Consider the following 14826-nt stretch of genomic DNA (forward strand, 5'->3'; position numbering starts at 1 on the left):
TTCCTTAATATGTTGTGCTTGTAGCATTTATGACATGAGATGGGCTATATATATTATATTAATAATCTTACCCTCTTAAATAAGAAATAAATAGTTCTTTTAAATAAAGTTATTTATTAAAATTCATTTGGTTTTTTGAAGAATTTATTACGCTTAGCATAAAACTAAGAAAAAGTGAATTTACACATTCTTATAGTGTAGGCACCAGAATTCCAATTTAAAAATATACTAAAAATTTATAATTTTCAAATATTAGATAGAAGATGACTATGTAGTCAATTGTTAAAAGAAAGGGGTTACTATCTCTTTCATCATTTTAATGTGCGCCTCATCAACATTGAGCGCTCGAATATATTCAAAATGTGTACCACCGGCATGAAAAAATACTTCTCTATTTTGTATATTAATTTCCTCCAAAGTCTCAAGACAATCAGCTGAAAACCCAGGGCTGATGACATGAACGTTTTTTATTCCTTTATTGGGTAACATTTTTAAGATACTTTGAGTATATGGCGTCAGCCAAGGTTCATATCCAAAGCGAGACTGAAAGGTTAGCATGGCTGTGTTTAGGTTCATACCTAAGGCTTTTATGAGTAATTTAAAAGTTGTATAACAACGCTGGGGGTAGTCGTCACCCTCATTAACAAAACGTTGAGGAATACCATGAAATGAAACAACTAAAAGATCTGGTTTGCCATATCTTTTGAATGAATCATTTACTGAGGCTTTTAATGCAGCAATATAAGTCGGATTTTGTGCATAGTCACGTATAAAACAGACTGATGGTATACGTCGATAACCAGAAAATACCTTATGCACTCCATCCCATACTGCTCCTGCGGTTGCACAAGAGAACTGAGGAAACAGGGGGAGAATAATTAGTCTATTAACCTTTTTTTTTCTTATTAGTATGTCTAGAGCACTTTTCAAGCTAGGGTTTCCATAGCTCATGCCAAGCTCTACAGGGATATTTAATTTTTTAGATAATTCATAGCATTGTCTTTGGCTATATACTATTAATGGAGACCCTTCATTCATCCATATTGAGGTGTATAATTTCACTAAACGTCGCGATCGAGCAGGTAGTATGATCAGATGTAATATAGGCCACCATAACCATCGTGGCATGTCAATGATTCTTTGATCGCTTAAAAATTGTTTAAGATATTTTTTTATAGCTGCTTTAGTAGGAGCTTCAGGTGTTCCAATATTTACTAGAAGAACTCCAGATCTATCTTGTAGCATGTACCGATCCTTTTATATTTTAATTGAATGTTGCAAATTAGTATAATAGTTTTATTAAACTATACTTTAGTTATTTATATATAACTTCCTTCATTGTAATCATACCATATACATGCTTTTCATTTTCTAAATGACTCATTTAAAATTATTTAATAAGGTTGTCGTGGATTTGATCGTGTAGCTATTTCTATTAGTTTTTGAAGTAACTTAAGATGTTTAATATTGTATGATTTGCATTATAGGCAAATTACTTCATGAAGTTTTAGTTATCTATTTATATATCAGTAATATTTCTATTAGTAATATAGAGTGAAAATGATCTATTAAAAATATATTATATCTAGTTTATTAAAAACTCTAATAAACTACGTTATAACTTTATTGATGTAGTTTCTAATATCGTTCTTATTTATTTTTAATAGAATAAGTAAGATATTAGAAATTTCTGCTTATTATGGTTTAACTTTATGCCATGATATAAAATAAAATACTTTAGTATTTTATTAGTATAATATAGATTATGCTCGCATGTTATGCATCGCTTAAATATTTTTAAATAAGATATTTTATAGTTTATTTTTAAGTTATTTTTATTGGTAATTACATCATACAAATTTTATTAGTCATTTTTTCTATATTTCTAATAGTTGTGCGTGATGATATGGTTAAATTATTAGAATATTTTTATAGATATTAAATTAATAGGCATCATTTAAGTAACTATTAGATTGTTGGTAAGCTATATGTTATCAATTTTTCTAGTACGTTCTTAATTAAGAGTCAGTTTCATGAAAAATTTTAATCCAATATATACTGCTGCGTGGCGGGATCTAAAAGATCATTTTAAAAAAATGAAAAATGTAACAATTAGTGACCTTTTTGCTAATGATACACAACGATTTTCTAATTTTTCTATATTTTTTCAGAATCAGATGCTGGTAGATTTTTCTAAAAATATTATTACTAGCGAAACACTAGACAAATTACAAGCACTAGCAAGAGAAACTAATTTACATAGTGCTATCAAATCTATGTTTTCTAGTGAAAAAATTAATTGCACTGAAGATCGTGCAGTGCTTCATATTGCTTTGCGTAATCGTGAAAATATTCCGATTATTATGGATGGGCAAGATGTTATGCCTCAAGTTAATGCGGTATTACAAAAAATGAAGGCGTTCACTAAGGAAGTAATTCATGGTAAATGGAGAGGTTTTACTGGGAAAGCTATCACTGATGTGGTAAATATTGGAATTGGTGGATCAGATCTTGGGCCATGTATGGTCACAGAGGCGCTAAGACCATATAAAAATCATCTTAGAATGCATTTTGTTTCTAATATTGATTATAAGCATCTTTCTGAAGTATTAAGCATTGTAACTCCGGATACTACACTATTCTTGATTGCATCAAAAACATTTACTACTCAAGAAACCATAACAAATGCGCGTAGTGCGCGTACATGGTTTTTAACTTCAGGAAAAAAGATTGATATATCTAAGCATTTTGTTGCTTTATCTAGTAATCGAAAAGCGGCTAGTGATTTTGGGATAAGTATCAATAATATTTTTGAGCTCTGGGATTGGGTTGGGGGGCGTTATTCGGTATGGTCATCTATTGGTTTATCTATTGCGCTTTCTATTGGTTTTGAAAACTTTGAAAAACTACTGAGTGGAGCATATGCTATGGATCGTCATTTTTATGAGGCTCCATTAGAAAAAAATTTACCAATATTACTAGCTTTGATTAGCATCTGGTATAGTAATTTTTTTCATTCAGAAACAGAAGCAATTTTACCATATGATCAATCTATGCATCGTTTTGTCGCTTATATTCAACAATGCAACATGGAGTCTAATGGAAAAGATATCGATCGTACTGGAAGATCAATATCTTATCAGACTAGCCCAATCATTTGGGGAGAAGTAGGTATTAATGGACAGCATTCTTTTTATCAGCTATTACATCAAGGAACTAAGTTAATACCATGTGATTTTATTGCATCTGCAATATCTTGGAATACGTTAAGTGACCATCATAATAAGTTGATATCTGCTTTTTTTGCTCAAACAGAGGTGCTGGCTTTTGGTAAAACATCTGAAGAAATAAAAAAAGAATACGCTTATAATCCGAGTGATTTTGTATTAGATCAAAAGGCAATTAATTATAAGGTATTAAAGGGTAATCGTCCAACTAATTCGATTTTTTTACGTTACATCACTCCATATACTCTCGGGTCACTAATGGCTCTTTATGAGCATAAAATTTTTACGCAAGGGGCTATTCTTAATATTTTTAGCTTTGATCAATGGGGCGTTGAGATTGGAAAAAAAGCAGCAAGCCGTATTCTTTTAGATATATCCCGCACGGAAGATGTCAATTGTCATGACAGTTCCACTAATGGGCTTATTAATTGTTATAAATTATGGCGTAAATTATAGAAAGATATTTTGCTATATGTATAGCAAGTTCTTTTTTATAGTTACTAACTATTGAATATTAGGGCATATATCTTGCATAGATTACTTTTTTAAGAAAACAAATTAGCTGTTTATCTTGTTTGAGATGTTGTAGATATTAATAATAATTGTATTATATATCATGTAATGCATATTACATGTTACATGTAAGTACTTTCTTATGGATAAATTAATTCTATGTAATATAGTGGGATATATGCTTGATGTTGAGTATGTAATTTATGTAAATATAATTTATGCACAAGTAGCAGTTTCTTCTGCATTTGATGAGAGAAAGAATATTTTATACTTTTAGATTCGTGTGATGTCTAAGAAGTTTTTTTTCATAATATTCTGATAATGTCATGCTCACTGTACGTATACGTAGATATTCAAATAATTGCTCTAAGTCGTAATATAACTCTTCGATCTCATTTTTGGTTTTGAATGTTGGACTTCCTCCTGGCATTAATTCAGAGGAATGCAGCATGAATTCGACATAATCCTTACCGCTAGCCAAAGTGTTTTGAATTAATTTTATCATTTGTTTTATGTTTCCTCTTTTTGGTCGAAGCCAGTGCACTGATGGATAATGTCGTTTACTACATAGCTTATGTAAAACTTTTTGCACCTGATTGATTAATAAACCATGTTTATATTGAGTGGTTATTGGGACTTCTAGAAATGTCGAGCAGCCTGGTTTTGACACATCTTGTTCATCAATAAAATAGGCCTGATCAAGAAAATTTTGATAATTAACACCACCAGAACATTTTGGATCCCCAATAGAAGATTCCCAATTGATTTTCGGGGTCACTGAGCAATCTACTTTATAACCTTGCTCAATTAATAACTGAGCATAAAATGTGTTAAATGCCCATCGACCTGCCCTATGAGAATGCATTTTGATTTGTAGTACATCTTCTAATAAGTGCGTCAAATAAATAATTTTTTCCTTAATTTGCTTCTTTGGATACTCGATTAAGTAAGGTTTATAACGTAAGTCATCCCCAGTCAAATTATATATTGGAGGACTATTATAGGCGTGTAAATGAGCGCCTATTTCACCACTTTTATTAGCAATAATGTTTTTAGCAAATTCAATATATGCTGGATCAATAGTCATTTCATAATTAGTTAACCAAGTTGTTTTGAATTGATATGTCTCGCATAACTCTTGAAAACGTGGTAAAAAATAAGTATTTTTTGTTGTGATTTGATTGCAGTTATTCCAAAGATCATCACCTTCAGTATCTATGGTGATGATAAATGCTGGTTTGTTCATTTTTTTACTCTAAATAATTACGATTCTGATGATTAGTATTAGTGATGATGGTTAGATCACTGGAGATATTATAGATTCATATTTTCTCACATAGGGACGTTTGAGTCTATAGAATAATTTTTACTTGCTATCTAAGGTATATAATTTTCTGTTTGTATTTTGTATTATACTTTATTTATTGTCTGTTTATCTTGTACTTTGTTTAATTTAGACAGACATAGTGCAAGATTGAAAAGTATATCACTGTATATTAAATATAATGATAGATATAGATATAAGCTGACGCAGATGTATAATAGTACAGTGAAGATATAATCTAAAGCTTTCTTAAGAACGGAAAACGTAATGAGCTTCAATATGTCACTAAATAGTCATTATAATCGTATAAATGTAGTGTTAAAAGACTACCTTTCTAAGTTGCCTTTAAAGAAAACCCCTTTAGTTAAAGCTATGGAATATAGTGTATTGCTAGGCGGAAAACGTTTACGACCTTTGTTAGTATACGCAACAGGTAACATGTTACATGTGCAAGATGCATCTCTTGATGCCTCAGCGGCAGCGATTGAATGCATGCATGCGTATTCTCTCATTCATGATGATTTACCTGCGATAGATAATGAGGTCCTACGTCGTGATCAAGCTACTTGCCATTCTAAGTTTGGAGAGGACATCGCTATCTTGGCTGGAGATGCTTTACAAACACTTGCTTTTTCTATATTGATTAACTCTCAAATGCCTGGAGTTATATTAGAAAACCGTATTGCTATGCTCTCTGAATTAGCACATGCTAGTGGTGTAGCAGGGATGTGTGGTGGTCAGATTTTAGATTTAATTTCGGAGGGGCAGACTATTACTATAGAGAATTTAGAGAATATCCATCAATGTAAGACAGGAGCATTAATACGATCAGCAGTTCGTTTAGGCGCATTAACGGCTGGGGATATTGGCATAGCCTTCATTCCAGATCTTGACCAATTTTCTGACGCAATTGGTTTAGCTTTTCAAGTTCAAGATGATATTCTAGATGTTGCTAAGGACAGTAAAAGTCTACAAAAAAGAACTATGTCTGAGAGTCGTTTTAGAAAAAGTACTTATCCTGAACTAATTGGATTAGATAATTCTCGAGCAAAGATAAGAGATCTATATAACAAATCTTTAAGTGTATTAGAAATTTTTTCTAAACAGAAATATAATACCGCTATGCTACAAGCTCTGGCAAGTTTTATCATTACACGTGATCAATAATATTACATGAGATGCTAATGAGTTTTGAATTTAAAAAGTATCCTACTCTTGCCTGGGTGCGCACAGTACAAGAATTGCGTTTGCAGCCAAAAGAGAACCTGCCATTGCTTTGCAGTGAACTAAGACAGTACTTACTTTCGAGTGTTAGTTGTTCTAGTGGTCATTTAGCTTCTGGTTTAGGTGTGGTTGAGCTCACTGTGGCATTGCATTATGTCTATAACACACCATTTGATCATTTAGTGTGGGATGTTGGTCACCAGGCATACCCACATAAAATCTTAACAGGCCGCCGTGATAAGATAGGTACTATTCGCCAGAAAAATGGTCTGCATCCATTTCCATGGCGCGAAGAAAGTGAATTTGATGTTTTGAGTGTTGGTCATTCATCTACCTCAATTAGTGCTGGCTTAGGGATGGCTGTTGCAGCTGAAAAAGAGGATAAAGGTCGTCAAACGGTTTGTGTAATTGGTGATGGAGCGATCACTGCTGGTATGGCATTTGAAGCAATGAACCATGCTGGAGATATCAAGGCTAATTTATTAGTTGTTCTTAATGATAATGAAATGTCAATTTCTGAAAATGTAGGAGCATTAAATAATCGTCTTAATCAAATTTTACCCACGAAAACTTATTCCCGTATTTGTGCAACTAGTAAAGACATCCTTAATGGGTTGTTATCTTTAAAAGAGGTCTTCAAGAGAATTGATAAAAGTTGTAAAGCTATTCCTGGTTCGGGTACATTATTTGAGGAATTTGGATTTCATTATATTGGTCCGGTAGATGGACATGATGTTCGAGAGTTAATTCTTATGTTACGCAATATACGTACATTAGATGGCCCTCAGTTTTTACATGTGATTACAAAAAAAGGAAAAGGTTATGCGCCGGCAGAAGAAGATCCTATCAGTTGGCATGCTGTTCCTAGGTTTGATCTCGACATAGGTTTATTACCTCGAAATACTGAAAAATTACCCAGTTACTCGGAAATTTTTGGTCAATGGCTCAGTGAGATTGCAGAAACTGATGATAAGCTCATGGCAGTGACACCAGCCATGCGTGAGGGTTCTGGCATGTTGAACTTCTCACGTGAGTATCCCAAGCAATATTTTGATGTTGCCATTGCTGAGCAACATGCAGTGACTTTTGCTGCTGGATTGGCAATTGGTGGTTATCGTCCTGTAGTTGCAATTTACTCTACTTTTTTACAAAGAGCTTATGATCAGGTTATTCATGATGTTGCGTTGCAAAAATTATCAGTATTGTTTGCGATTGATCGCGGAGGAGTAGTGGGTGCTGATGGACACACTCATCAAGGAGCATTTGATATCTCTTTTTTACGTTGCATTCCTAACATGATTATTATGACACCTAGCGATGAGAACGAATGTCGTCAGATGTTATATACTGGATACCATCATCAAGGAGGGCCTAGTGCTGTGCGTTATCCACGAGGTTATGGAATTGGGGCGCCTATCAAACCGCTATCAATTCTCCCCCTCGGGAGAGGTGTAATAAAACGAAAAGGGGAGAAATTAGCGATCTTAAATTTTGGAACGCTTCTTCAGCAAGCGGCAATGGTAGCAGAAAAAATTAATAGTACACTAATTGATATGCGTTTTGTAAAGCCTTTAGATGAGTCTTTAGTATTGGGTTTATTAGAGAATCATCAATCAGTAGTTACTATTGAAGAGGGTGCGATTAAAGGTGGTGCTGGTAGTGGAATTAATGAACTTTTTATGGCTAAACGCAAATTAGTTCCAGTTTTAAATATTGGTTTTCCGGATGAGTTTATTCCTCAAGGAACTCAAGATGAAATTCGTATTGATTATCAGTTGGATTGGGTGGGCATTCAGAAACAAATAGAAGATTGGTTAGCACAATAAAGCACTATTTTGATTAAATTAAAATTTTATATAAAGCATATTACTGACTATAATAGTCAATATGCATAACAATAGATTTAACAAGAAGGATGAATAGGAGGATGGCATGTTAAGTGAATTTTTCTCCACTTATTTTAAAACTCTTAAGGTATAGCACAATAAGACCTAGTATTGAGTATATTAATAGTTATTAGAGAGAAGTATTTTGTTTAGTTAACATGCTTTTACTTGATAAATACAATGGTTAAATATATCTAAAATATTTTAAAAATATTACTTATTGGAGTATGTCCATTACAGATGTAATCTAGATGGTGATAGTATAGCAAGAAATAAAAATATATTGTATGGGATATTAATATTATCTGTAGTATCAATGAATAATTTTTTTCTGAATTAATATTAAGAATAATAATTAATGCTCGGCATTGAGAGAAGGTTGCATGTTATATTATAATAAACAGGAATGATTCGTATATGAATTATAAAAAGTTTTTGTATAATATAGTAATATGATTAAGCGATATAATTATTTTAATGGTGAGATTAGATATTTGCATGGTATGTGATTTTAAATCATTAATATATACTCATATTATGTATTCGCTTTAAAAATACTTTTATCTAAAGGGTGTATTTTATAAAATGTTAATGTTATCTATAGTACTGATTGTTCTTTCTGATAGAACTAAGTATATAAGATAATCTATCCTTAAGAGATTTTTAGGTAAATAACGATGATTGATTTAAAAAAAATTGAAAGTTTAGCCCGTCAGGTTCATAGTGCAATGCCAATAAGTGTAAGAGATGTTGGATACGATATGGAAAAGAAAATTCGGCAGATTCTTCAGTCACAATTAATGCAACTGGATTTAGTTAGTCGAGCAGAGTTTGATGTTCAAGTTCAAGCTTTATTGCGTATGAGAGAAAAACTCTCTGCTCTAGAACAGCGTTTAGTAATACTGGAGAAACAGTTATCATAATACCACTCAAGTTTTATAATAACTGTTTTAATGTTTTGTTATCTTTAGTTCTATCAGGTAGAAAAATATATTGCATGGAAAGTGCATCTTATTATATGAAAAAAATTATTAAAGATGCATAGTTTGAATAAATGATGTATAGATAAATTTTTTCTTACTATGATATAAGTTAAAATAACGATATTGTTATGATTGCTTTTAATGGTTTGGATTAACAAAGATATCTAATGCTAAAATCTTACCTTATTTTATATTATTTGTGAATAAAGAAGAGGTGATATGACGTAATAAAATGCTTCTAAAGGTTATCATGAAAAGCTAATTTAAAAATTAATGGTGGTTATTTATAGCTAATATTGTAGATATTCTTTTTAATATTATATTTTAAACATGTTACTATTAAGTAACATGTTGTCATATTTTATTATATTTGCAGCGTAAAAGGTATAATTTTAAGATAAAAATATTAATATATTATTAATTAAAAATAATAACGGAAGCGTGTGATGATCTGGATAGATTATACTATATTAGCGATTATTTCTTGCTCAGCTTTTGTAAGTTTGAAGCGTGGTTTAATTAAAGAAATATTATCTCTCGTCATTTGGGGTCTTGCATTATTTATCACCTATTATTATTACAATTTTTTGTCAAATTGGCTAATGATGGTGGGATTACATAATACCTTAGTTTGCAATGGAATTGCTATAACATCTTTATTTGTTGGGGTATTAACACTAGGAGCTGTTGCAAGTTCTATGATGGGGCATCTAGTATTAAAAACTGGATTCTCAGGAACAGATCAGGTCCTTGGGATTGGCTTTGGGGGATTACGGGGTATAATAATTGCTTCATTAATGCTTTTTTTCTTAGACACATTTACTGATTTTAATACAGTTCTAGATTTGGAAAAATCTCAACTTGCTCCGAAGTTTATATGTCTAATGCATTGGATTTTAAGTTATTTAAAAGGCACATCAATTTTTATGCCACGGTAAGCGTGTTATTGTTTAGCTTATGAGGAATGATTAATATGTGCGGTATTGTTGGGATTGCAGGTTTTATGCCAGTAAACCAATCTATTTATGATGCATTAACAGTGTTACAACATCGCGGACAAGATGCTGCTGGTATCGTGACTCTTGATCACTTAAATTGTTTTCATATGAGAAAAGCAAATGGATTAGTAAGTGCTGTATTTAATGTTCGTCATATGCGACGAATGCAAGGCAATATGGGTATCGGGCACGTCCGTTACCCTACAGCTGGTAGCTGTAGTGCTTCTGAGGCGCAGCCTTTTTACGTGAATTCTCCCTATGGTATTACTCTTGCGCATAATGGAAATATTACAAATGCGCATATTTTGCGTAAAGAGCTGTTTGAAGATAGCCATCGTCATGTAAACACTACGTCAGATTCAGAAATTTTACTTAATATTTTTGCGCAAGAAATAAATCGTTTTGAAGCGCACAGGCTTTCTTCGGAAAATATTTTTTCAGCCGTTTCTGAACTGCATCAGAAGGTTCGTGGTGCTTATGCATGTGTAGCGATGATTATCGGTCATGGGTTAGTTGCATTTCGTGATCCTAATGGAATTCGCCTATTGGTCATTGGCGAACGTCAAAGAGCTGATGGTCGTATTGAACATATAATAGCTTCTGAAAGCGTTGCGTTAGATATGCTTGGTTTTAAAATTTTACGCGACGTAGCACCTGGAGAAGCAGTGTACATTACCGTCAGCGGTCAATTATTTAGTCAGCAGTGTTCCGAGAATCCACAGTGCAATCCGTGTCTATTTGAGTATGTCTATTTTGCGCGCCCAGATTCATTTCTTGATAAGATTTCTGTATATAGCGCCAGAGTGCGCATGGGAACTAAACTTGGTCTTAAAATTGCTAGAGAATGGAAAGATCATACTATTGATGTAGTGATCCCAATTCCTGAAACATCTTGTGATATAGCATTAGAGATGGCGCGCATTCTTAACAAGCCATATAGACAAGGATTTGTAAAAAATCGTTATGTAGGTCGCACCTTTATTATGCCAGGACAGCATTTGCGCCGTGGTGCTGTAAGACGTAAATTAAATGCTAATCGTGCTGAATTCTTCGGTAAAAATGTATTGTTAGTGGATGATTCTATCGTTCGTGGAACTACTTCAGAGCAAATCATTGAAATGGCGCGTGAAGCGGGGGCAAATCAGGTTTACTTGGCTTCAGCTGCCCCGGAAATTCGTTTTCCAAATGTTTATGGTATTGATATACCAAATGCTAAAGAACTCATTGCTCACGGAAGAAATATAGAAGAAATTCGTCAGTTAATCGGTGCTGATGCATTGATTTTTCAAGACCTAAAAGATTTAATCGAAGCTGTTCGAGAAGGTAATCTTGAAATTAAACGATTTGAGTGCTCTGTATTTGATGGTATTTACATTACTCAAGATATTGATAAGGAGTATCTTGAGTATCTACAAGTACTACGTAATGATGATGCCAAAACATTACAGCGTCAAAATGATATGGAAAGTTTGGAAATATATAATGAAACATAAAATAGAGTCATGATAACTATAGTATAGCAGTGCTATATATGATTATATTTTTACAGTTAATAACGGAGAATTGGTTAATTTTTACGGAAATTCTATTTTGTTTACAATGAACATTGTAGATAATAAAATTATTATTTTAATCTTTTTTGTCACAGATCTACTTGATAGATCTAATCTTGATTATTAGATTATTAGATAAAATTTGATTTTTTTATCCGTGATTAATCTAATATTACAGTCTTATTGTATAAGTATAGTATTAATATAATATATTCTATATATAACATAATGAATATTTATAATAACTATTTATTAAATATGAATCTTTTATGTGTCATTAAACTTAAATATTACCTGAAATAAATATATATTTTTTCTAAAATTTTTTTATTTTAGTTTTTGTTTACATTATCAACCTAAAATTAGTTTTTATAAAAATGGATAAAAATAGATAAAAATAGTCTGATTGTCAGAATAGTATTTATAACGTAGGTTTTTGACTATTTAGTTTTTACAAGAAATCATTCATTGATCTATAAATAGATCAACTCTTTAGAAAAAATGCTCTAACAAGTATTTTGAAATAAAAATTATTTAATTCAAGTATGGCAGTTTTTAAGAACTCGTACTCCTTTTAAAAGCTATATCAAGATTAATAAAGCATTCATTTGGCAGACTTAATATATACGGGTTGATTAATAAGACATTATTGTATCTGATGCCTTATGTTATTAGTCATGTTGTATAGGAGAATACGATATGAAAAGACTCATTCTTGGAATTTCTGGTGCCAGTGGAGTAATTTATGGTGTACGAGCTTTACAAGTTTTACAGAAGGTTGATGATATTGAAACACATATTATAATAACTGAATCAGCATCTAAAACTCTCCTTCTAGAGAGTGATTACTCAGTACAGGATATATATGAAATGGCTGATGTAGTGCATGATGTCAGTGATATCGCGGCTAGCATTTCTTCTGGTTCTTTTAAAACGATTGGCATGGTAGTTTTACCATGCTCCATAAAAACTTTATCTGGTATTGTTTATAGCTCGCAGGATGGATTGTTGATCCGTGCGGCCGATGTGGTATTAAAAGAAAAGCGTCGATTGGTTTTAGGTGTTCGGGAAACCCCCTTACATCTTGGGCATCTACGTATGATGACTGCGGCAGCTGAAATGGGAGCGATTATTATGCCCCCAGTAGCAGCATTTTATCATCGCCCTAATAATTTAATGCATGTTATTAACCAAACGGTAAACCGTATATTAGATCAGTTTGATATTCAATTAGAAAATGATCTTTTTATGCGCTGGAATTAGGTTTGATATCTGTGTATCATATTATGTGATACACACTACATATATAGATATTATAGAAATGCGTTGCATAAAATTCTAAGTTAACTTAATAGCATATAATTATTTATTTTTAAAAGAGTGTTAGATCTATCTCTAAACTCTTTTTGGATTATTCATTATATTATATATAATATATTTAATATCAGACAGATTAGATAGAAAGCAATATTGTAATGTATATCAATAGATATTACAGTGCTATTTTAGATATTATAAAAAAATAATTTATGATGGCTCTAGTGCAAGTTGCCTCTCTAATAAAATATATAATATAATATATAATAATATAATATATAATATATAATATATATATTAGTTTCAACCTGTTTTATATAAAGCAGTATTGATAAAATATATGACCGTATCAATTTTTTTATAGGTTTAGTAAGTAGAATCTAATTAGAGCTATAAAATAATCTATAAGAATACACTTCTCTTAAGAGAGAATGCAAAATGATTTTCTTTCTAACAATCTTTAAAGGAAATATATCATCACCATAATTCATTGTTTAATTATGGTGCTGTGAAAGAAATACATATGTTTAGTGCACTCTCTATAATCTTAATCATTTATATGATAATAGTAAGTTACTGATTAGTATAAATTACCAATATTAATTTTTAGTGTCCTAGTGAAGTATCTGTAGTAATCTAGATAATTTTTATAAATAATTTATATAGAATATATAGATTATACAATTTTTAGATGTATTATCAATAATAATAAAACTATACTGTAACAGTATTCTAATATTGATTCTTTATCAATGGATGCTGATTGGATATTTAAACAGATTCAAATTGATTTTATATATTAGTAATATATTCATTGCATAGAATTGTATTGACTCTTAAGAGAGTGATTCCAAAAGAAATGTTTGATAAGAACTTTCTACAATATCAATTCATTCATTATTCTATTATAATTTTCATTAATAATCTTTTAAGAATTTTTTTGTTATGTAACATTGATATATATGGAAATAGTTACCAAAATAGAAAAATTATTATACTGATATAATACATCAAGCATTTACGTATGATAGTGTGATTAAAAATCGTTTTTAACCTGTATATCTGATTGATAATAGATTTAATGATGCATTTATAAAAGAGAAAAAGAAGGTATGCAATGAAAAATATTCTATTACTATTATTAGCTACTATGTTCACTTTTCATGCCAGCGCCTCTTTATCAAGATATAGTCAAAAGTATATTAGCCTCGATCAACCCGTGATTAGTATGCCTCATGTTCTTGAATTTTTTTCATTTTATTGTCCTCATTGTTATGAATTTGAAAAAGAATGGTGTGCTAATCAGACTGTTCAGAAAAATTTTCCGATACATAGCAAATTAATTAAGTATCACATTATTAATTTTGGCGGGGATATGGGTCGTTCCCTAACTCGAGCATGGGCTATTGCCATGATGATGGGGCTAGAAGAGAAAGCAATCTTGCCTATTTTTGAAGGAATTCTTATTACAAAGAGCATTGTTGATCGAGCTTCCTTAAAAAAAGTGTTTGTTCAATCAACTGGAATACAGGCAGAACAATATGACACTGCATGGAATAGCCCAGTAATCGATGCATTATGTGAACAACAAGGTAGAGTTGCACAAAATATTCACCTTAAAGGAGTACCAACAATCATTATACATGGAAAATATATGGTTAATGGTGAGGAGCTAGATACGAGCTCTATAACTACCTATGTTCAGCAATATGCTGATGTGGTTCAATTTTTGCTGAATAAGAAGTAATAAATGTTGATACTAATGGATTATAATAATTATTATAATATTTATTATTTGAAT

At 31.4% G+C, this 14826-nt stretch carries 9 protein-coding genes and 1 pseudogene; 8 read left to right on the forward strand and 2 right to left on the reverse strand.

Annotation, left to right across the window (positions count from 1 at the left end; all coding sequences use genetic code 11):
- Positions 1-282: 282 nt before the first annotated feature.
- Positions 283-1245, reverse strand: a complete 963-nt coding sequence (gene hemH / locus ERCISPPS3390_RS01135; RefSeq protein ID WP_197095027.1) for a ferrochelatase — start codon at positions 1243-1245, stop codon at positions 283-285.
- A 788-nt stretch (positions 1246-2033) separates the two neighbouring features.
- Between hemH and pgi the strand changes: the two genes are divergently transcribed.
- Positions 2034-3683: a glucose-6-phosphate isomerase gene (gene pgi / locus ERCISPPS3390_RS01140; RefSeq protein ID WP_197095028.1), complete on the forward strand. Its 1650-nt coding sequence runs from the start codon at positions 2034-2036 to the stop codon at positions 3681-3683.
- Positions 3684-4005: 322 nt separating this feature from the next.
- On the opposite strand, the gene ERCISPPS3390_RS01145 is transcribed toward pgi, so the two are convergent.
- A complete protein-coding gene (locus ERCISPPS3390_RS01145) occupies positions 4006-4986 on the reverse strand; it encodes a polysaccharide deacetylase family protein (protein ID WP_197095029.1) in 981 nt (326 codons plus the stop codon).
- Positions 4987-5331: 345 nt separating this feature from the next.
- Between ERCISPPS3390_RS01145 and ispA the strand changes: the two genes are divergently transcribed.
- From ispA to ERCISPPS3390_RS01180, 7 genes and pseudogenes are all read left to right on the forward strand, one after another.
- Positions 5332-6231: a (2E,6E)-farnesyl diphosphate synthase gene (ispA, locus tag ERCISPPS3390_RS01150; protein ID WP_197095030.1), complete on the forward strand. Its 900-nt coding sequence runs from the start codon at positions 5332-5334 to the stop codon at positions 6229-6231.
- 17 nt (positions 6232-6248) lie between these two features.
- Positions 6249-8114, forward strand: coding sequence for a 1-deoxy-D-xylulose-5-phosphate synthase (dxs, locus tag ERCISPPS3390_RS01155; protein ID WP_197095031.1), 1866 nt, complete (start codon positions 6249-6251; stop codon positions 8112-8114).
- Positions 8115-8851: 737 nt separating this feature from the next.
- Positions 8852-9088, forward strand: a pseudogene (gene ubiK, locus ERCISPPS3390_RS01160) (ubiquinone biosynthesis accessory factor UbiK); the annotation flags it as partial.
- 515 nt (positions 9089-9603) lie between these two features.
- Entirely contained in the window at positions 9604-10095 is a 492-nt protein-coding gene (locus ERCISPPS3390_RS01165) for a CvpA family protein (protein ID WP_197095033.1), read from the forward strand.
- Between the two features lie 35 nt (positions 10096-10130).
- Positions 10131-11648 (forward strand): amidophosphoribosyltransferase, encoded by a 1518-nt coding sequence (gene purF, locus ERCISPPS3390_RS01170; protein ID WP_197095391.1) that lies wholly within the window; start codon positions 10131-10133, stop codon positions 11646-11648.
- A gap of 759 nt (positions 11649-12407) precedes the next feature.
- Positions 12408-12971, forward strand: coding sequence for a UbiX family flavin prenyltransferase (locus tag ERCISPPS3390_RS01175; protein ID WP_197095034.1), 564 nt, complete (start codon positions 12408-12410; stop codon positions 12969-12971).
- Positions 12972-14142: 1171 nt separating this feature from the next.
- Positions 14143-14772 (forward strand): DsbA family protein, encoded by a 630-nt coding sequence (locus ERCISPPS3390_RS01180; RefSeq protein ID WP_197095035.1) that lies wholly within the window; start codon positions 14143-14145, stop codon positions 14770-14772.
- Positions 14773-14826 lie beyond the last annotated feature (54 nt).

Source organism: Candidatus Erwinia haradaeae, assembly GCF_900698885.1.
GTDB lineage: Bacteria > Pseudomonadota > Gammaproteobacteria > Enterobacterales > Enterobacteriaceae > Erwinia_E > Erwinia_E haradaeae_H.